This is a genomic window from Streptomyces sp. NBC_00425 (assembly GCF_036030735.1).
Classification (GTDB): Bacteria; Actinomycetota; Actinomycetes; order Streptomycetales; family Streptomycetaceae; genus Streptomyces.
In genome coordinates, this window is the sequence record NZ_CP107928.1 from 5,296,408 (window position 1) to 5,314,768 (window position 18,361).

The 18,361-nt window shown below is 72.0% G+C and carries 20 protein-coding genes; 11 read left to right on the plus strand and 9 right to left on the minus strand.

The features are described from left to right. Positions 1 to 84: 84 nt before the first annotated feature. Positions 85 to 1,182, minus strand: a complete 1,098-nt coding sequence (locus OHS82_RS22895) for a C40 family peptidase (RefSeq protein WP_328434381.1) — start codon at positions 1,180 to 1,182, stop codon at positions 85 to 87. A gap of 350 nt (positions 1,183 to 1,532) precedes the next feature. Further along, entirely contained in the window at positions 1,533 to 2,351 is an 819-nt protein-coding gene (locus OHS82_RS22900; RefSeq protein ID WP_107105223.1) for an SAM-dependent methyltransferase, read from the minus strand. 205 nt (positions 2,352 to 2,556) lie between these two features. Here OHS82_RS22900 and mshA point away from each other — a divergent pair, with 205 nt between their 5' ends. Continuing rightward, positions 2,557 to 3,891 (plus strand): D-inositol-3-phosphate glycosyltransferase, encoded by a 1,335-nt coding sequence (gene mshA, locus OHS82_RS22905; RefSeq protein ID WP_057579212.1) that lies wholly within the window; start codon positions 2,557 to 2,559, stop codon positions 3,889 to 3,891. Then, complete coding sequence (locus OHS82_RS22910; protein WP_057579210.1) at positions 3,884 to 4,399, plus strand: YbjN domain-containing protein; 516 nt, start codon at positions 3,884 to 3,886, stop codon at positions 4,397 to 4,399. The genes mshA and OHS82_RS22910 overlap by 8 nt, the downstream gene beginning before the upstream one ends. A gap of 123 nt (positions 4,400 to 4,522) precedes the next feature. Here OHS82_RS22910 and OHS82_RS22915 read toward each other — a convergent pair whose 3' ends face one another. Beyond that, positions 4,523 to 5,332 (minus strand): AraC family transcriptional regulator, encoded by an 810-nt coding sequence (locus OHS82_RS22915; protein WP_328434382.1) that lies wholly within the window; start codon positions 5,330 to 5,332, stop codon positions 4,523 to 4,525. A gap of 49 nt (positions 5,333 to 5,381) precedes the next feature. On the opposite strand from OHS82_RS22915, the gene OHS82_RS22920 reads away from it, so the two are divergent. Next, on the plus strand, positions 5,382 to 5,807 hold the full coding sequence (locus tag OHS82_RS22920) for a DUF2000 domain-containing protein (protein ID WP_057579206.1): 426 nt from the start codon (positions 5,382 to 5,384) through the stop codon (positions 5,805 to 5,807). A gap of 27 nt (positions 5,808 to 5,834) precedes the next feature. Here the strand turns inward: OHS82_RS22920 and OHS82_RS22925 are convergent, their stop codons facing one another. Continuing rightward, positions 5,835 to 7,190 (minus strand): MFS transporter, encoded by a 1,356-nt coding sequence (locus OHS82_RS22925; protein ID WP_328434383.1) that lies wholly within the window; start codon positions 7,188 to 7,190, stop codon positions 5,835 to 5,837. A 172-nt stretch (positions 7,191 to 7,362) separates the two neighbouring features. On the opposite strand from OHS82_RS22925, the gene OHS82_RS22930 reads away from it, so the two are divergent. Next, positions 7,363 to 8,124, plus strand: coding sequence for a phosphoglyceromutase (locus OHS82_RS22930; protein ID WP_057579203.1), 762 nt, complete (start codon positions 7,363 to 7,365; stop codon positions 8,122 to 8,124). 80 nt (positions 8,125 to 8,204) lie between these two features. Here OHS82_RS22930 and OHS82_RS22935 read toward each other — a convergent pair whose 3' ends face one another. Continuing rightward, positions 8,205 to 8,378, minus strand: a complete 174-nt coding sequence (locus tag OHS82_RS22935; RefSeq protein ID WP_328436185.1) for a hypothetical protein — start codon at positions 8,376 to 8,378, stop codon at positions 8,205 to 8,207. A gap of 115 nt (positions 8,379 to 8,493) precedes the next feature. Here OHS82_RS22935 and OHS82_RS22940 point away from each other — a divergent pair, with 115 nt between their 5' ends. Beyond that, positions 8,494 to 9,312 carry a DUF4232 domain-containing protein gene (locus tag OHS82_RS22940; RefSeq protein WP_328434384.1) on the plus strand — a complete coding sequence of 273 codons (819 nt, stop codon included), beginning with the start codon at positions 8,494 to 8,496 and terminating at the stop codon, positions 9,310 to 9,312. A 22-nt stretch (positions 9,313 to 9,334) separates the two neighbouring features. Here OHS82_RS22940 and OHS82_RS22945 read toward each other — a convergent pair whose 3' ends face one another. The 3 genes from OHS82_RS22945 to phoU form a co-directional block, all read right to left on the minus strand. Next, positions 9,335 to 9,583, minus strand: coding sequence for an SCO4226 family nickel-binding protein (locus tag OHS82_RS22945; RefSeq protein WP_057579189.1), 249 nt, complete (start codon positions 9,581 to 9,583; stop codon positions 9,335 to 9,337). 205 nt (positions 9,584 to 9,788) lie between these two features. Next, positions 9,789 to 9,947 carry a hypothetical protein gene (locus OHS82_RS22950; RefSeq protein ID WP_199863797.1) on the minus strand — a complete coding sequence of 53 codons (159 nt, stop codon included), beginning with the start codon at positions 9,945 to 9,947 and terminating at the stop codon, positions 9,789 to 9,791. A gap of 219 nt (positions 9,948 to 10,166) precedes the next feature. Continuing rightward, the gene (gene phoU / locus OHS82_RS22955) at positions 10,167 to 10,892 is read right to left on the minus strand and encodes a phosphate signaling complex protein PhoU (RefSeq protein ID WP_057579187.1); all 726 of its coding nucleotides are present in this window, start codon (positions 10,890 to 10,892) and stop codon (positions 10,167 to 10,169) included. A gap of 256 nt (positions 10,893 to 11,148) precedes the next feature. On the opposite strand from phoU, the gene OHS82_RS22960 reads away from it, so the two are divergent. Continuing rightward, a complete protein-coding gene (locus OHS82_RS22960) occupies positions 11,149 to 12,516 on the plus strand; it encodes a sensor histidine kinase (protein WP_057579185.1) in 1,368 nt (455 codons plus the stop codon). Next, positions 12,513 to 13,193, plus strand: a complete 681-nt coding sequence (locus OHS82_RS22965) for a response regulator transcription factor (RefSeq protein WP_015659563.1) — start codon at positions 12,513 to 12,515, stop codon at positions 13,191 to 13,193. Before OHS82_RS22960 ends, OHS82_RS22965 begins: the two co-directional genes overlap by 4 nt. 94 nt (positions 13,194 to 13,287) lie before the next feature. On the opposite strand, the gene OHS82_RS22970 is transcribed toward OHS82_RS22965, so the two are convergent. After that, positions 13,288 to 13,950 (minus strand): hypothetical protein, encoded by a 663-nt coding sequence (locus OHS82_RS22970; protein ID WP_057579184.1) that lies wholly within the window; start codon positions 13,948 to 13,950, stop codon positions 13,288 to 13,290. 674 nt (positions 13,951 to 14,624) lie between these two features. Here OHS82_RS22970 and OHS82_RS22975 point away from each other — a divergent pair. The 4 genes from OHS82_RS22975 to cysS all read left to right on the plus strand — a co-directional run bounded on the left by OHS82_RS22975 (position 14,625) and on the right by cysS (position 18,271). Further along, complete coding sequence (locus OHS82_RS22975; RefSeq protein WP_003953493.1) at positions 14,625 to 15,107, plus strand: CarD family transcriptional regulator; 483 nt, start codon at positions 14,625 to 14,627, stop codon at positions 15,105 to 15,107. 329 nt (positions 15,108 to 15,436) lie between these two features. Next, positions 15,437 to 16,189, plus strand: coding sequence for a 2-C-methyl-D-erythritol 4-phosphate cytidylyltransferase (ispD, locus tag OHS82_RS22980; RefSeq protein WP_328434385.1), 753 nt, complete (start codon positions 15,437 to 15,439; stop codon positions 16,187 to 16,189). Then, on the plus strand, positions 16,179 to 16,685 hold the full coding sequence (gene ispF / locus OHS82_RS22985) for a 2-C-methyl-D-erythritol 2,4-cyclodiphosphate synthase (RefSeq protein WP_057579178.1): 507 nt from the start codon (positions 16,179 to 16,181) through the stop codon (positions 16,683 to 16,685). The genes ispD and ispF overlap by 11 nt, the downstream gene beginning before the upstream one ends. 185 nt (positions 16,686 to 16,870) lie before the next feature. Next, on the plus strand, positions 16,871 to 18,271 hold the full coding sequence (gene cysS, locus OHS82_RS22990) for a cysteine--tRNA ligase (protein WP_057579424.1): 1,401 nt from the start codon (positions 16,871 to 16,873) through the stop codon (positions 18,269 to 18,271). Positions 18,272 to 18,361 lie beyond the last annotated feature (90 nt).

An 18,361-nucleotide genomic window follows, 5' to 3' on the forward strand; every position in this document is an offset into this window, starting at 1 on the left:
GGCCGACGGAGGTGCACTGGGTCACACGGACGGGGTCGCACGCGGGTCATACGGGCGACGTCGCGCCCGGTCGCGCGGGCGAGGTCACGCGTCCGGCCGGACCACCCCGAGGATCGGCATCGTGCCCGCTCCGGCGAGCGTGACCGTGCGGCCCGGGCGCGGGGCGTGGATGATCGCTCCGTCGCCCACGTACATCGCGACGTGGCTGGCGTCGCTGAAGTAGATGATCAGGTCGCCGGGGCGCATGTCCTGGACGGCGACGTGCGGCAACTGCTTCCACTGCTCCTGCGAGGTGCGGGGGATCGGCCGTCCGGCGCTCCTCCAGGCCTCGGAGGTCAGACCGGAGCAGTCGAAGCTCTTCGGCCCCTCGGCGCCCCACACGTACGGCTTGCCCATCTGGGCGGTGGCGAACTGGACGGCCGCCTTGCCCTGTACGGACGCCGCGCCGTCGATCTCCTTGAGGATGCCGGTGTCCAGCCAGGCGGTCTGCGCCTTCTGTGCGACCTGCGCCTCCAGTTGCTCGAGGCGCTCCTTCTCCTTCTTCTCCAGCCGGGATTCGAGCTTCTCCGCCGCGGCGATCTGCTTCTCGATCTTCTTCTGGGCCGCCGCCTTGGCCTTGCGGCCCGCCTCCAGCTTCTGCCACTGGGTGGAGGCGTCCTTGGAGTACTGCTCCAAGTCCTGCTGGGCCTGGGTCAGTTGCCCGATGAGGCCCTTGGTCGCACGCTGCCCCTGGCGGACCCGGCCCGCGCCGTCGAGGAACTCCGACGGGTCGTCGCTCAGCATCAGCTGCGCCTCGTCGGGCAGGCCGCCCGTGCGGTACTGGGCGCGAGCGGCGGCGCCCGCGCGGTCCTTGAGGTCGTCCAGCTTCTTCTGGCCCGCGACGATCTTCTTCGCCAGCTCGACGATCTCGGCGGACTGCTTCTGCGCCGCTTCCTCGGCCGCGTTGTAGGCGTCGGTGGCCACCGCGGCGTCGTGGTAGAGCGCTTCGAGCTGGGTGCGGACGGCTTCGAGGTCCTTGTTGGTGGCGGTCGAGGGAAGCGCGGGGGCCGACGAACTCGCCGACGGCGCGGGTTCCGGCGTGGGGTTCGGACTGGCGAACGCCACGCCCGGCGCGCCCAGCACGGTGACCGCGCAGACCACGGTCACAGCTGCAGCGAGCAGGCCGCGCTTCCCCGTTCCCATACCCCGTCCCCCATGTGTGATTAACCGTCAGTAACTTGGGCGCTCGGGGGATCGTGCCACGTCACGGCCGAAAACGACAGAGGTGACGACGGAACCGGCACAGGCAGTCCTTCCCCTCCCGTCCGCCCCGACATTCGCTCTCCCCGCCTGTGTGACGAACGACTCACGGAGATCGTTCCCGGCGGTCGTCGAGAGATTGTCCGGCGGTGCTCCGGTGGCCGTTCGGCAGTGCTCCGGTGGCGCGTTCGGCGGTCGTCGAGCGGTTGCCCGGCGGTGGTCCGGTGGCGCGTTCGGCGGTCGTCGAGCGGTTGCCCGGCGGTGGTCCGGCGATCGTCCGGCGGCACGGACCGTCAGTCCCGCGGCGCCAACGCCGTCCATCGCACCGTCACTTCGCCCTGACGCCAGCGCGTCGGCCCGTCCGTCACCGGCCAGTCGGCCGTCAGGTCCCGCACCGAGCGCATCCACCGCTGCCGGGCGCCGTACGACGCGTACGGCGCGGCGGCCGCCCAGGCGCGGTCGAAGTCGCGCAGGAAGGCGTGCACGGGCTCGCCCGGGACGTTGCGGTGGATCAGGGCCTTGGGCAGCCGCTCCGCGAGGTCCGAGGGCCGTTGCAGGGAGCCCAGCCGGGTCGCGAAGGTGACCGTGCGAGGTCCTTCCGGTCCGAGCGCCACCCACACGTGCCGGCGCCCGATCTCGTCACAGGTCCCCTCGACGAGCAGGCCGCCGCGGAACCCGGTCGCCGGGTCGGCCGGCGCGAGCCGCGCGCAGAGCCGCCGCCAGACCGCGGCGACCTCGCCCTCGTCGTACTGGCGCAGCACGTTGGCGGCGCGCACCAGGTGCGGTCGCTGGGGGACCGGGATCTCGAAACCGCCGTGCCGGAAGACCAGCCCCGCCCGCTCGTACGGCCGCGCGGCCGCCACGCGGGCCGGTTCGATCTCGACGCCCACGACCCGCGCGCGTGGCGCGACGGAGCGCAGCCGCTCCAGCAGCTCGACGGCGGTCCAGGGCGCGGCCCCGTAGCCGAGGTCGACGGCGACGGGATCGGCGGCGCGGCGCAGGTCGGGGCCGTGGGTCGCGGCGATCCAGCGGTCCATGCGGCGCAGCCGGTTGGGGTTCGTCGTGCCGCGCGTGACCGTGCCCACGGGGCGGGTCGGGGCGCGGGACGTCATGCCTACGAGGGTATGCGGTGCGGCCGCTCGGCTTTCCCCACGCAGAACGCCATCGAACGGTTGAGCGATCGACGGTAATGGCTGGGCAAAAAACGCCGCCGTCGCGGAGCACGCCGGAATGGGAATGTGCTGCTCCGGGTTGCAGCTCCGTGGAGGGCGCCCCACACCCTCCCCCAGGCATGCCCGCAGCGAGGAGGACCGCCACGTGAGCTACGTCAACAAGCTCGGGCGTCGCTCTCAGACCGCGCCGCAGCGGCTCAGGCTCCACCGCCGTCCCCGTCGCGTCGCGATGCTCTCCGTGCACACCTCCCCGCTCCACCAGCCCGGCACCGGCGACGCCGGCGGCATGAACGTCTACATCGTCGAGCTCGCGCAGCGCCTCGCCGCGATCAACATCGAGGTCGAGATCTTCACGCGCGCGACGACCGGGGGCCTGCCCCCCGTCGTCGAGCTGGCCCCCGGGGTCCTCGTCCGGCACGTCGACGCGGGCCCCTACGAAGGCCTCGCCAAGGAGGAGCTGCCGGCCCAGCTGTGCGCCTTCACGCACGGCGTGATGCAGGCCTGGGCCGGCCACCGCCCCGGCTACTACGACCTCGTGCACTCGCACTACTGGCTCTCCGGGCATGTGGGCTGGCTGGCCGCCCAGCGCTGGGGCGCCCCGCTGGTGCACGCCATGCACACCATGGCCAAGGTCAAGAACGCCAACCTGGCCGACGGCGACACGCCCGAGCCCGCCGCCCGCGTCATCGGCGAGACCCAGATCGTCGTCGCCGCGGACCGCCTCATCGCCAACACGACGGAGGAGGCCGAGGAACTCGTCCGCCACTACCAGGCCGACCCCGGCAAGGTCGCCGTCGTGCACCCCGGCGTCAACCTCGACCGCTTCCGTCCCGCGGACGGCCGCGCCGCCGCCCGTGCCCGCCTCGGCCTGCCCCAGGACGCCCTGATCCCCCTCTTCGCGGGCCGCATCCAGCCGCTGAAGGCTCCGGACGTCCTCCTGCGCGCGGTCGCCGTGCTGCTCGACGAGCGTCCCGAGCTCCGCTCCCGCATCGTCGTGCCGATCGTCGGCGGCCCCAGCGGCAGCGGCCTCGCCAAGCCCGAGGGACTGCAGAAGCTGGCCGCGCGGCTCGGCGTCGCCGACGTCGTGCGGTTCCGGCCGCCGGTCGGCCAGGAACAGCTCGCGGACTGGTTCCGGGCGGCGTCGCTGCTGGTCGTCCCCTCCTACAGCGAGTCGTTCGGACTGGTCGCCATAGAGGCGCAGGCGGCCGGGACCCCCGTCCTCGCGGCCGCGGTCGGCGGGCTCCCGGTGGCCGTCCGGGACGGTGAGACGGGATTCCTGGTGCAGGGCCACGATCCGGCCCGCTACGCGCGCGTGCTCGAGCGTTTCGCCGACGGCCCCGACCTCCCCGCACGCATGGGCGCGGCGGCCGCCGCGCACGCCCGGTCCTTCGGCTGGGACACCGCCGCCGCCGCCACCGCGGACGTCTACGCGGCCGCGGCCCAGGCCCACCGCCGTGGCGTACGCTCCGAGCATGGGTGACGTGGAGAAGACGGCCGCGCAGGTCATCGAGGACTTCCTGAAGGACGCGGAGCTGGAGTGGGAGAGCCCGTCGCCAGGGTCCTACGTCGTCCAACTCCCCGGCGCCCGCAAGCTCAAGACGACCGTCTCCCTCATCGTGGGCCGACACTCCCTCTCCCTGAACGCCTTCGTCGTCCGCCATCCCGACGAGAACGAGTCCGGCGTCCACCGCTGGCTGCTGGAGCGCAACCTCAAGCTGTACGGGGTGAGTTACGCCGTCGACCAGCTCGGCGACGTCTACGTCACCGCCCGGCTGCCCCTCGCCGCGGTCACCGCCGACGAGGTCGACCGGCTCATGGGCCAGGTCCTGGAGGCGGCCGACGGCGCGTTCAACACGCTGCTCGAGCTCGGCTTCGCGAGCGCCATCCGCCGGGAGTACGAGTGGCGGGTCTCCCGGGGCGAGTCGACGCGCAACCTGGACGCCTTCGCGCACCTGACCCGCCGGCCGGCCGGGCCTTCGCCCACCTGACCCGGCGGGCCGCCCGTCCTTTGCGCACCTGACCTGCCGGCCGGCCCGTCCTTCGGGCACCTGGCCCGCCGGCCGGCGCCGGTGCCACGGGGGTGAGGGGCGGATGCGGGGAACAGGCCGCCGTCAGCGGGCGGAGGAGGTCCGTCCGTCTGCGTACCGTCCCGGCGTGACCCCCACCAACTTGCGGAAGTGCCGGGTGAGATGGGCCTGGTCGTAGAACCCGGCCGCCGCCGCGACCTCGCCCGGCGGCCGCCCGTCCAGCAGAAGCCGGCGGGCCAGGTCCACGCGGCGGGCGGTGAGGTACTGGTGCGGCGCGATCCCGTACGCTCCACTGAACGCCCGCACCAGATGCGCCGGATGGGCCCGCACCAGCCCCGCCGCCGCCTCCAGTGCCAGGCCCTCGACGACCCGCTCGTCGAGCAGTTCGCGCAGGCGGCGGGCCAGGCCGGGATCGCGGCGCGGCGGGCCGGGGCGCCGCCGGTCCCGCAGATGGACCCGCAGCCGCTCCCCGATCAACGCCAGCCTGCTGTCGGCCTCCAGCTCGTCCCCGGGCCGCGCGAGCGCGGAGTGCAGCTGCCCGACCCGTCGGCGCAGCACGGGATCGCGCAGGTCGGGTGCGTCGACGGCGGCCCCGATGAGGTTCTCGCCGAGCACGCCGGCGTCCAGGTAGAGGACCCGCTTGCGGAAGCCGTCCGACGTGACCGGCGACCCGTTGTGCGGCACGTGCGGCGGCAGCAACGAGACGGTGTCGTGCGGCGTCCCGTGCTCGTGCCGGTCCAGGTCGTAGCGGACGGCGCCGTCGTCGACGATGAGCAGCGTCCAGGCCTCGTGGACGTGCATCGGGTAGGCGTATCCGGTGAAGTGGGCGTGGAAGACCTCCACGACGCCCCGTACGGCCGGACGCCAGGCGGAGACCTCCTGCCGAGCTGCCATGCAAAGAACGTACAAGACGGGGACGTCCGCCGATCGGCAGTCTCAGCGCATGAACAGTGAACCCATCCGCTTCGACACGAAGATCGCCGTCCTGCTGCGCGAGGACCTGGAGACCTGGCAGCGGCTGAACGTCACCGCGTTCCTGGTCAGCGGGCTCGGCACGGAGCTCCCCGAGGTGATCGGGGAGCCGTACGAGGACGCGGACGGCGTGCCCTGCCTGCCGATGTTCCGCCAGCCGGTGCTGGTCTTCGAGGGCGCCAAGGAGACCCTGAAGGCCGCTCACGCGCGCGTGCTCTCCCGGTCCCTCCCGCGCGCGGTGTTCACGAGCGACCTCTTCGCCACCGGCAACGACCGCGACAACCGCGCCGCCGTGCGCGCCGTCCCCACCGGCGAGCTGGATCTGGTCGGGCTGGCCGTGTACGGCCCGAGGAACGCGGTGGACAAGGCCCTGAAGGGGGCGCGAATGCACTCCTGACGTCCGCGAGTGCGCCGCGCCCCGGCGTCAGACGGCGCCGACCTCGGGCTTCGCGGCGGCCACCGGCCTCTCGGTCACAGGCATTTCGGTCACCGGGCGTTCGGCGACCGGACCTTCGGTGACCTGGCTTCCGGTGACCGGGGAGCCCTTCGTCGCAGGGGCGTCGGCCGCGACGGGCTCCTCGTCCGGCAGCCGCCGCATGAGTACGGCGTACCCGGCGCCCGCCGCCGTCCCGACGACCGCGCACAGCCCCCACAGCCACGCCGCGCCGAACCGGTCGATCACCACACCGGACATCACCGGGGCCACCAGGGACGCCACCGCCCACGACAGCGTGTACATGCCCTGGTAGCGGCCGCGGCCGTGGGTGGGGGAGAGCCGGACGACGATCCCCGTCTGCGTCGGGGCGTTGACGATCTCGGCCAGCGTCCACACGCAGACGGTGAGCGCGAAGACGCCGACCGACCCGGCGAAGGCGGTGAGCCCGAAGCCGTACCCCGCGAGGACCGACGAGATCACCAGGAGCCTTCGCGGATCGCGGTGCTCGATGAACCGCGTCACGGGGATCTGCAGCACGACGATGAGCACGCCGTTCACGGCGATCGCCATGCCGTAGTCGGCCGGCGTGAACCCGGCGGCTCCCATCGCCACGGGCAGGCCCACGCCGCCCTGCTGGAAGACGAGCGCCACGAGGAAGGACAACCCGACGACGCTCATGAACCGCCCGTCGCGCAGGACCGTCCCCAGCCCGACGGAGTCGCCGTCGCGGACGTCCTTGTCCGTCGGCACGGGCCGCGACTCGGGCAGCTTGAGGAAGACGACGACCGCGCAGACCAGCGTCATCCCCGCCTCGAGGAGGAAGCCGGCCCGGTAGCTGACCTCGGCGATGAACCCGGCGGCCATGGAGGAGACGGCGAACCCGAGGTTGATGGCCCAGTAGTTCAGCGAGAAGGCGCGGACCCGGTCCTCGGGCCGCACGATGTCGGCCATCATCGCCTGCACGGCCGGGCGGGAGGCGTTGGAGGCCATCCCGACGAGGAACGCCACCCCGGCGATGGCGACCGGATGCTCCACGAACCCGAGCAGCGCCACGGAGGCGGCCGTGCAGGTCTGCGCGACGAGCAGGGTCGGCCGCCGTCCGAGCCGGTCCGCCATGACCCCGCCGCCGAGCGAGGAGACGACCCCGCCCAGCCCGTGCAGCGAGGCGACGAGCCCGGCGTAGGAGGCGGAGTAGCCGCGGTCGAGCGTCAGGTACAGCGCCATGAAGGTCGCGACGAACGCGCCGAGCCGGTTGACGAGGGTGCTGGTCCACAGCCACCAGAACTCGCGGGGCAGTCCGGAGAGCGTCTCTCGGACGGCACGTCTCAGGACGGCGACGGGCATGGCGGATCCCCCGGATGTAAGCGGCGCAGGCGGCTCTCAGAACTTACGAGGGAAGCGGGGGAGGAGGCCACTCGATTAACAGAAACGGTCAATCGTCGTCGGCGTGCCCCCGGTATGTCCGCTGTATGAGCGGATGTACGACCGACCGGAGCCGTCGATTACGCTCGGACGCATGGCCGACGCACCGTACAAGCTGATCCTCCTCCGCCACGGCGAGAGCGAGTGGAACGCGAAGAACCTGTTCACCGGCTGGGTGGACGTCAACCTCAACGAGAAGGGCGAGAAGGAGGCGGTCCGCGGTGGCGAACTCCTGAAGGACGCCGACCTCCTGCCCGACGTGGTCCACACGTCCCTCCAGAAGCGCGCGATCCGCACGGCGCAGCTGGCCCTCGAATCTGCCGACCGCCACTGGATCCCGGTTCACCGCTCCTGGCGTCTGAACGAGCGCCACTACGGCGCCCTCCAGGGCAAGGACAAGGCCCAGACCCTCGCGGAGTTCGGCGAGGAGCAGTTCATGCTGTGGCGCCGCTCCTACGACACCCCGCCCCCGGCCCTCGAGGACGGCACGGAGTTCTCCCAGTCGGACGACCCCCGCTACGCGTCGATCCCGCCGGAGCTCCGCCCCCGCACGGAGTGCCTGAAGGACGTCGTCGTCCGCATGCTCCCGTACTGGTACGACGGCATCGTCCCCGACCTCCTCGCCGGCCGCACGGTCCTGGTCGCCGCCCACGGCAACTCCCTGCGCGCCCTGGTCAAGCACCTCGACGGCGTCTCGGACGCCGACATCGCCGGCCTGAACATCCCGACGGGCATCCCCCTCTCCTACGAACTCGACGCCGCCTTCAAGCCCCTCAACCCCGGCGGCACCTACCTCGACCCCGACGCGGCCGCAGCAGCAATCGAAGCCGTGAAGAACCAGGGCAAGAAGAAGTAACGCGACACCGGCAAGCCCCCGACCTGCGAGTTCATCGCGGGGCGGGGGCTTTTTGGTGGGGCTTGGCCGTCTGTGGGCCGTCAGCCGGTTGGGCAGGGGTCGTGCACCTCGGGGGGCGGCACGAGGTCGATGCGGGCCTGCTCCCGTCCGTTGACGTAGATCAGCTGACCGCGCAGCACGGCGGCGGCCTCCAGCATCGTGCGGGCCAGGCCCGTCCGGTCCCAGATCTCCACGGCGAGCGGGCATCTCGTCACCGCCGCGTCACAGATCGGCGACCGACCGAACCCGGTGAGCCCTCCGTCCCGTCTGTGCCGCTGAGCAGTACGGCTGGGGCGAGCGCCCTCGCCGACCGAAACCTCGGGGGACGGCATGAACGGCAACGGCATCAACGGCAACGGCGGCGTCAAGAACGGCAACGGCGTGAACGGTCGTCAGCGCGGAACGGGCGGCGGCGGGGTCAGGAAGGCCGTGGCTGCCGTCGTCGTCGTGTCGGCCGCTCTCGTCGTGACGGCGTGCCAGCCGACCGAGTCGTCGTCGAAGCCCGCGCAGTCGGCGCCGGCGCCGGCGGGTTCCTCGCCCGCGGCCTCTCCGTCCGCGAGCGCCCCCACCGCCGCCGGGACGCCCACCGCATCGAGCCCTGCCGCTCCTGCCACCCCCGCGACCCCCACCGCCTCGGCGCCCGGCGCCCCCGCCACCACGGCGCCCACCGAACCCGCCGCGTCCGCATCCGCGCCCGCGCCCGCCGCCGTCGCGGCCTGCGCCGCGAAGAGCCTCGAGGTCTCCGCGTGGCAGGCCACCGAGCGACCGGTCGGCACCGGGACCGGGGCCGCGATCGTCGAGTTCGTCAACGTCTCCGGGAAGGCGTGTGTGCTGAAGGGGCATCCGTCGGTCGCGGGCGCCGGCAACGGCTCTCCCGAGCACAACTCCCCGCTCGCCGTCACACCCACCGGGTCCGCGTCGCCGGTCAAGCTGGCGCCGGGGGGCAAGGCGTGGACGAAGCTGACGTTCGTGCAGGTGCAGGGCGAGGGCGACGGGTACTGCAAGTCCGGCGCGGTTCCGTCCGTGTACCCGACCGTCGTGGTCGGCCTGCCGGGTTCCGGGTCGCACCAAGTGGCTCTGAACGACGGTCAGTTCGCCGAGTGCGACAACACGGTGACCGTCACGGCCGTCTCAGCGGTCAAGCCCTGACGGCACGACCGGCCGCGCCGCCTCACACCACCAACGGCACCGGATGGATCTCGTCCGCCATGTGACCGGTGCGCTCGTGGACACGGAGCACGGCCTCCGCCGAGGGCGCCTCGGAGAGGCAGTACACGGTTCCGGACTCCGGGTCCGCCCAGGCGCGTTCGAAGTGCACGTTCTCCTCACCCTCGATGGCGAGGTCCGCCCGGTGGGCCTCGAGGAGCTGGTCGGCCGTGATGCCGTGCATGCCGTGGTGGACGTCCATGAAGCGGGTCATGACTGCCCGCCCCCTTCCGATCTCGCACCGGTCTGTCTCTTCGCCCCCGCGTATCCATGCTGCGCCTGCCCGCCCATCGGGGCGACCCGGCGCCCCGGCGGGCGGGCAGGCGGGCCGGGTCGCGGGGGACGCGCGTACGGACGAGGGCTCCGGCGCCGGTCGACCGGCGCCGGAGCCCTCGTCCGGCATACGTCGCTCGGTGGCCTCAGCCGCACTGGCAGGGGCTGCCCGACTGGCAGCCGCAGCCGCACCCGGAACCGCAGCCGCACGCTCCGATCAGCATCAGGTTCCTGATCTCGGCGGGCTGCTCGGTCGGGTGTTCCTGGGTGGGGTCGGACGTCGGAGCGCTGGGGGACTCTGCCATGGGTTCCTCCCGGAGGCGTAGGGCCTGTGCCCATTGCATGCCCGTTCCCCTGGGCGCATCAACGGCGCACAGTGGCTTGCGCACGCCCGGAGCCGGATCCGGCACGCCCCGGCCCGCGTCCCGCCACCCCCGCCCCGGCCCACGCCCCCGGTTCCGCCCCGGCCCGCGCGCCGCCCGGTTTCGCCCCCGCCCGCGCGCCGCCCCGGATTCCGCCCCGGCCTACGCCTCTGTCCCGGCGTCGGCGCCGGTGGCGCCCGAGCCCGCCGTCGGCTGGATCTCCGGCGGCAGGTCCTGCTGGAGTTCGTCCGCGTGCTCGCCCGTCACCAGGAACACCACCCGCTTGGCGACGGCCACGGCGTGGTCGGCGAACCGCTCGTAGTAGCGGCCGAGCAGGGTCACGTCGACCGCGGTCTCGATGCCGTGCTTCCACTTGTCGTCCAGCAGGTGCTGGAAGAGCGTGCGGTGCAGCAGGTCCATCTCGTCGTCGTCCTGCTCCAGCTGGAGCGCCAGGTCGACGTCCTTGGTGATGATGACCTCGGCCGCCTTCGCCATCAGGCGCTGCGCCAGCTGGCCCATCTCCAGGATCGTGGCGTGCAGGTCGTGCGGGACCGCGCGGCCCGGGAAGCGCAGCCGGGCCAGCTTCGCCACGTGCTGGGCGAGGTCGCCGGACCGCTCCAGGTCGGCCGACATCCGCAGGGACGTGACGACGATCCGCAGGTCCGTCGCCACCGGCTGCTGCCGGGCCAGCAGCGCTATGGCCCGCGCCTCCAGGTCGTGCTGCAGCTCGTCGACCCGCTGGTCGGCCTCGATCACGCTCTCGGCCAGTTTCAGATCGGAGTCGAGGATGGAGGTCGTGGCGCGTCCGATCGCCGACCCGACCAGCCGGGCCATCTCCACCAGGCTGTCGCCGATCGAGTCCAGTTCCTCGTGGTACGCGTCCCGCATCAGGGTTCCCTCTCGTACGTCGTTCTCGGGGTTCGGTTCGGGTTCGGGCTCGGGTTCGCCGGGGTCCGCTCCTGCTGAAGTCCGGGTCCTTCTCGGGCTCCGGGCCCCCACGGTGCCACGGTCCGCCCCGTACGCGTCGATTTCCGTCACCCCAAATGAACCACCACTGGCTCCAAGGTGAACTCTGGGCGACGAGTGTTCGAGGTCGCACCTCCGTAGCTGTGGCCAGGACGGATGGCGTGCCTAACCTGAGGGCATGAACGTGAACGCGGCGGTCGCCGCAGCGGCAGCGATCGCCGGTGTGCTCACCGGTGTCATCGCCGTGCTGGCGTTCCGCTGGAGCGAGCGGGAGCAGAAGCGGCCCACACGCACCTCGCTGCACACGGACCCCATGCTTCCGCCCGGCGTGGACACCGTCCTGTCCGTCCTGCGGTCCTCCGCCGTCGTCCTCGACGAGGCCGACGCCGTCGTCAAGGCCAGCTCCGCCGCCTACGCCCTCGGGCTGGTGCGCGGCGGCCGGCTCAGCGTGGAGCCCATGCTGAAGATGGCCCGGGACACCCGGCGCGACGGGGAGATACGCCAGGTCGAGCTGGACCTTCCCCGGCGCGGGACCGGGCGCGGCGAAGCCCTCGCCGTGTCCGCCCGGGTGGCCCCGCTGGGCTCCCGGCTGGTGCTGCTCCTGGTGGAGGACCTCACCGAGGCCCGTCGTATCGAGGCGGTCCGGCGGGACTTCGTGGCGAACGTCAGCCATGAGCTGAAGACCCCGGTCGGCGCTCTCTCGCTCCTCTCCGAGGCCGTCATGGACGCCTCGGAGGACCCGGAGGCGGTGGAACGGTTCGCCGGCCGTATGCAGATCGAGGCCACCCGGCTGACCAGCCTGGTCCAGGAGCTGATCGACCTGTCGAGGGTGCAGAACGACGATCCGCTCGAGGACGCGGAGCCGGTCGGCGTGGCCGAGCTGGTCGCCGAGGCCGTCGACCGCTGCCGGCACCAGGCCGGCGCCAAGCAGATCACCATGGCCTCGAACGTGGGCGCGCCCGAAGGGCTCGACCCGTCCGGCGTACCGCTCGAGGACGACGCCTTCGGGCTGCGCGTCTGGGGGAACCGCGGCCAGCTGGCCGCCGCCCTCGGCAACCTCGTCGAGAACGCCGTCAACTACTCGCCCGCCCGCACCCGCGTCGGCATAGCCGCCCGCCGGGTGAGCGCGCCGGGCGGGGACCAGATCGAGATCGCCGTGACCGACCAGGGCATCGGCATCTCCGACAAGGACAAGGAGCGCATCTTCGAGCGCTTCTACCGCGTCGACCCGGCCCGCTCCCGTGCCACGGGCGGTACGGGCCTCGGACTGGCGATCGTCAAGCACGTGGCCGCCTCGCACGGCGGGGAGGTCACGGTGTGGAGCGCCGAGAACCAGGGCTCCACCTTCACCCTGCGACTGCCGGAGGCGGGCGCGGCCCGTGACCGCGCGGACCAGTATCCGGACCCGGACGAGGTCGACGACGTCGACGACCTCGACGAGGTCGCCATCCCCTCCTCCCACCCCTCGCCCCGGGCCCCGTCCCGCGCCTCATCCCCCGATTCGACCGCGTACCAGACGCTTTCCGCCCCGGAGGTCCTTCCGTGACCCGAGTGCTCGTCGTCGAGGACGAGGAGTCCTTCTCCGACGCCCTTTCCTACATGCTCCGCAAGGAGGGCTTCGAGGTCGCCGTCGCGACCACCGGGCCCGATGGACTCGACGAGTTCGAGCGCAACGGCGCCGACCTCGTGCTCCTCGACCTGATGCTGCCGGGGCTGCCCGGCACGGAGGTCTGCCGCCAGCTGCGCGGCCGCTCCAACGTCCCCGTGATCATGGTGACCGCCAAGGACAGCGAGATCGACAAGGTCGTCGGCCTGGAGATAGGGGCCGACGACTACGTCACCAAGCCCTTCTCCTCGCGCGAGCTGGTCGCCCGCATCCGGGCCGTCCTGCGCCGCCGCGGCGAGCCCGAGGAGGTGACGCCGGCGGCCCTGGAGGCCGGGCCGGTCCGGATGGACGTCGACCGGCACGTGGTGACGGTCTCCGGTTCCAAGGTCGACCTCCCGCTCAAGGAGTTCGACCTGCTGGAGATGCTGCTGCGCAACGCCGGGCGCGTCCTGACCCGCATGCAGCTCATCGACCGGGTCTGGGGCGCCGACTACGTGGGCGACACCAAGACCCTCGACGTCCACGTCAAGCGCCTGCGCGCCAAGATCGAGCCGGACCCGGGCGCGCCGCGCTACCTGGTGACGGTGCGCGGCCTGGGCTACAAGTTCGAGCCGTAGGCCGTACGCGGCCCGGCGGCGGCCGTGTGAAGCGCGGAGGGCGGCACCCGGACCGGGTGCCGCCCTCCGCGCGTGTCCGGGGTGCGGACGGGCCTCAGTTGCCCGCTGCCGCGCTGTTCGAGGCGCTCGCGGAAGCCGAGCCGGACGGGGAGGGGGAGCCGGACTCGGCGGTGCCGCCCGCGCTCGCCGACTCCGAGGGCGACGCCGAGGCGCTCTTGGAGGGGGATGCCGCGGCGGTCGGGATCTTGCTCGGTCCCCAGCCGGAGAAGTAGCCCTCGGCCGGCACGACGAAGGCGGCCAGCTTGACCGCGCCCGTCTTGCTGAAGGTGAAGGTGATGTCCTGCGCGTCGCCGTTCTTGACGGCCTCACGGCTGTTCGGCAGGACGGCGGAGGCGTTGCCGGCGCCGCCGATGACGAGCGAGCCGTGGGCCGGGACCGTCAGCGCGCCCTTGCCCTTGGCGGGCTTGAGCTCGGCGGACTTGCCGGTGCCGTCGAGGGTGATGGAGTCGAGCGTCTGCGGATCGTCGTCGGCGTTGAAGACGGTCGCCGAGACGACGGCCGGCCCGGTGGACTCCAGGTCGGGCTGGGTGATCACGACGACGTTCTGCAGCTTGATCTCGCCGACCTGGGCGGCTGCGTTGTCCGGCTTGATCTCCAGGGTCTGGGAGTCGTTTCCGGCGCCGCAGGCGGCGAGCGAGGCGATCGAGAACGCGATGGCGGAAGCGGCGAGGGCGCCGCGTCGAAGGCTGCTGCTCACGGCGGCTGCAACTCCTTGAACGCACGGGCGGCCTTCATCCGAACAAAAGCCGCCCTAAGGATCAGTCAGGGGCCTCAGGTTATCGAGCCGTTCCCGTGCCGCCGCACCCGACCCGCCTCTTCGGCGATCTCGGGCCGAACCCGACGCGCGACGGGGGTTCGTCCCTCCCGTCCCGAGTGGGCCCCGTCACTTCCGTCACTCTCGTCCCAAGAGGCAGAAGCAACCCGTCAGCCACTTTGGCTTCACCGGTCGTCCGCCCGCTCGTCCGTCATTCACATAAGCGCGGTCGACGCGCACTCGCGGATTTTCCGTGAAGGAATGCGAGGCCGTCCGGGGAATTGATCACGGCCTCGACCGAACGGCCGATGATCAATTCCGGAAACGAACGGTAACCGGCCAGGCGCTCCGAACGGAGTAGCGGAAGTCGCACGCGCGCAAGCGGACATATGTGGACGTTCGGCCGTTCGGGCGGGACTCCGGATGCGTGTAACGTACGCGTTTCACCCCCCTCGGACAGTGGCTCCGACCTGCGAATACCCGCTTCCGGCGACCCTCCGCAGCACGTTCCTGTTGCAGTTGTCAAGCCCCGAGATATGCCCTGACCTGCGAAAACGCCATTCAGGAACCGCAGTTTCCGTGTTACCCTGGATAGCCACGGAAGGGGTACCTGTCACATGACGTTCAAGGTTGGCGACACCGTGGTCTATCCCCATCACGGGGCCGCGCTGATCGAGGCTATCGAAACTCGCCAGATCAAAGGCGTGGACAAGACCTACTTGGTCCTGAAGGTCGCCCAGGGTGACCTGACGGTACGTGTGCCAGCGGACAATGCGGAGTTCGTCGGCGTGCGTGATGTGGTCGGTCAGGACGGGCTGGACCGGGTCTTCGAGGTGCTGCGCGCGCCGTACGCCGAGGAGCCCACAAACTGGTCGCGTCGTTACAAGGCAAATCTGGAGAAGCTCGCCTCCGGCGATGTCATCAAGGTCGCGGAAGTCGTGCGTGACCTGTGGCGTCGTGAGCGCGAGCGCGGACTCTCCGCAGGTGAGAAGCGCATGCTCGCCAAGGCTCGCCAGATCCTGGTGAGCGAGCTCGCGCTCGCGGAGAACACCAACGAGGACAAGGCGGAAGCCCTGCTCGACGAGGTTCTCGCGTCCTGACGCCGGGCCTGGACCGGCCTCAGCACACGGAAGAACACTGAACTGCCGCGGTGCCCGATGACGTAATTCCCGTCGCCGGGCGCTGCGGCATGTCCGCGCCCGGACACCGCCGCGCGCCCTGCACCTGCTCCGTATGCCTCCCCCGGTGCGCACCGCCCGACGAGTCGGCCGATCCGCCCCACGAGGGTGAAGATCCCCCGATACTTGGTGTGCCGGGCCCGGGCTGCCGCCTGACCGGCGCGTCACGGAAGGGTCCGGTCAAGGCGTCGCGCCCGGCACTTCCCAGGCCATACCCACGCCAGGCCAGCACACAAACCTGACAGGAACCGATGTCTGACGATTCGCGTCCCTCCCCCGCGCCGACCCGCACCGCGGCGGTGATTCCGGCCGCCGGGCGAGGCGTCCGCCTCGGTCCGGGCGCCCCCAAAGCGCTCCGCACGCTCAGCGGCACGCCCATGCTGATCCACGCGGTGCGCGCGCTCGCCGCGTCCCGCGCGGTCTCCCTCGTCGTCGTCGTGGCCCCGCCGGACGGCACCGCGGAGGTGAAGTCCCTCCTCGACGCGCACGCGCTGCCCGACCGCACCGACTTCCTGGTCGTCCCCGGCGGCGAAACCCGCCAGGAGTCCGTGAAACTGGGCCTGGACGCGCTGCCGCCCGGCCACGACATCGTGCTGGTCCACGACGCCGCCCGGCCCCTCGTCCCCGTCGACACGGTGGACGCCGTCATCGAGGCCGTACGCGACGGCGCCCCGGCGGTCGTCCCGGCGCTGCCGCTCGCCGACACCGTCAAGGAGGTCCGGCCGGCCGAGACCGCGGGCGACCCCGAACCGGTCGTCGCCACCCCCGAGCGCGCCCGGCTGCGAGCCGTGCAGACCCCGCAGGGCTTCGACCGCGCCACGCTGGTCCGCGCCCACGAGACGGTCACGGACAACGTCACCGACGACGCGAGCATGGTCGAGCAGCTCGGACTGACCGTCGTCGTCGTCCCCGGTCACGAGGAGGCCTTCAAGGTCACCCGCCCCCTCGACCTGATCCTCGCCGAAGCGGTGCTGGCCCGCAGGAGGCTCAACGATGGCTTCTGAGCCGCCCTTCGGCGCCGTGCCGCTGCCCCGGGTGGGCATCGGCACCGACATCCACGCCTTCGAGGAAGGCCGCGAACTGTGGTGCGCCGGCCTCAGGTGGGAGGGCGAGGGACCCGGACTGGCCGGACACTCCGACGCGGACGTCGTCGCCCACGCCGCCTGCAACGCGCTCTTCTCCGCCGCCGGACTCGGCGACCTGGGGCAGCACTTCGGCACCGGACGCCCCGAGTGGTCCGGCGCGTCCGGCGTCACGCTGCTCACCGAGGCGGCCCGGATCGTCCGCGAGGCCGGTTTCCTCATCGGCAACGTCGCCGTACAGGTCGTCGGACCCCGCCCCAAGATCGGCAAGCGCCGGGACGAGGCCCAGAAGCTGCTGTCGGAGGCGGCGGGCGCGCCGGTGTCCGTGTCCGGAGCGACGACGGACGGGCTGGGTTTCCCGGGCCGCGGCGAAGGCCTGATGGCGGTGGCGACTGCTCTGGTCGTGCGACAGGCCTGAGCGCGCCGGGCCGAGGCCACGGCGAGGCCATGGGGCGCCGCGTCGGGACGACGGCCCGACCCCCCGCCCCGCGCCCTCGCCCGCCTGTCCCGGCTCCCGAGACTGCCCGTCCCGGCTCCCGCGACCGGCAGCCGGCCGTCCGGAGGAGGTGTCGGACATCGCCCCGCGCCCACTACCCTGGAGTGGTGACTATTCGCCTGTACGACACCAGCGCCCGGCAGATCCGTGACTTCGCCCCGCTCACACCGGGTTGTGTCTCGATCTACCTCTGTGGCGCCACCGTGCAGGCCGCCCCGCACATCGGGCACATCCGCTCGGGCCTGAACTTCGACATCATGCGCCGCTGGTTCGCCCACCGCGGCTACGACGTCACGTTCATCCGCAATGTCACCGACATCGACGACAAGATCATCGCCAAGTCGCACACCCAGGGCCGCCCCTGGTGGTCGATCGGGTACGAGAACGAGCGCGCGTTCAACGACGGCTACCAGGCGCTCGGTTGCCTGCCGCCCACCTACGAACCCCGCGCCACCGGGCACGTCCCCGAGATGATCGAGATGATGCGCGGCCTCGTCGAGCGCGGTCACGCCTACGAGTCCGAGGGCAACGTCTACTTCGACGTGCGTTCCTTCCCGGGCTACCTGGAGCTGTCCAACCAGGACCTCGACGACCTGCGCCAGCCCTCGGGCGACGGCGAGACCGGCAAACGCGACCAGCGCGACTTCGCGCTGTGGAAGTCCGTCAAGCCGGGGGAGCCGAGCTGGGAGACGCCGTGGGGCCGCGGGCGGCCCGGCTGGCACCTCGAGTGCTCGGCGATGGCGCACAAGTACCTGGGCTCCGTCTTCGACATCCATGGCGGCGGCCTCGACCTGATCTTCCCGCACCACGAGAACGAGATCGCCCAGGCCAAGGCCTTCGGCGACGAGTTCGCGCGGTACTGGGTGCACAACGCCTGGGTCACCATGGCCGGCGAGAAGATGTCGAAGTCGCTGGGCAACAGCGTCCTCGTCTCCGAGATGGTGAAGCAGTGGCGCCCGATCGTGCTGCGCTACTACCTCGGTACGCCCCACTACCGCTCGATGATCGAGTACAGCGAGGAAGCCCTGCGCGAGGCCGAGTCGGCGTTCGCGCGGATCGAGGGCTTCGTGCAGCGCGTCGTCGAGAAGGCCGGCGGGGTCGTCGAGCCGGCCGCCGAGGTGCCGCCCGCCTTCGCCGACGCGATGGACGACGACCTCGGCGTCCCGCAGGCGCTGGCCATCGTGCACACCACGGTCCGGCAGGGGAACTCGGCCCTCGCCGCCGACGACAAGGAAGCCGCGGTGGCCCGCCTCGCCGAGGTCCGCGCCATGCTCGGCGTCCTCGGCCTGGACCCGCTGGACGCCCAGTGGGCCGACGAGGAGAGCCGGGGCGAGGACCTGCACGGCGTGGTCGACAGCCTCGTACGGCTCGTCCTCGACCAGCGCGAGTCGGCCCGTGCCCGCAAGGACTGGGGGACCGCGGACGCCATCCGCGACCAGCTCGCCCAGTCCGGCCTGTCCATCGAGGACGGCCCGCAGGGTCCGCGCTGGACACTGGGCCCGCGCTAGCGCCGCGACGGGACTCCGCGAGGAGTCCCGTCCTTGATCGACTGTGCCGCCCGGCCGTCCGGGCGGCACACTGCATAAGACACATAAGAC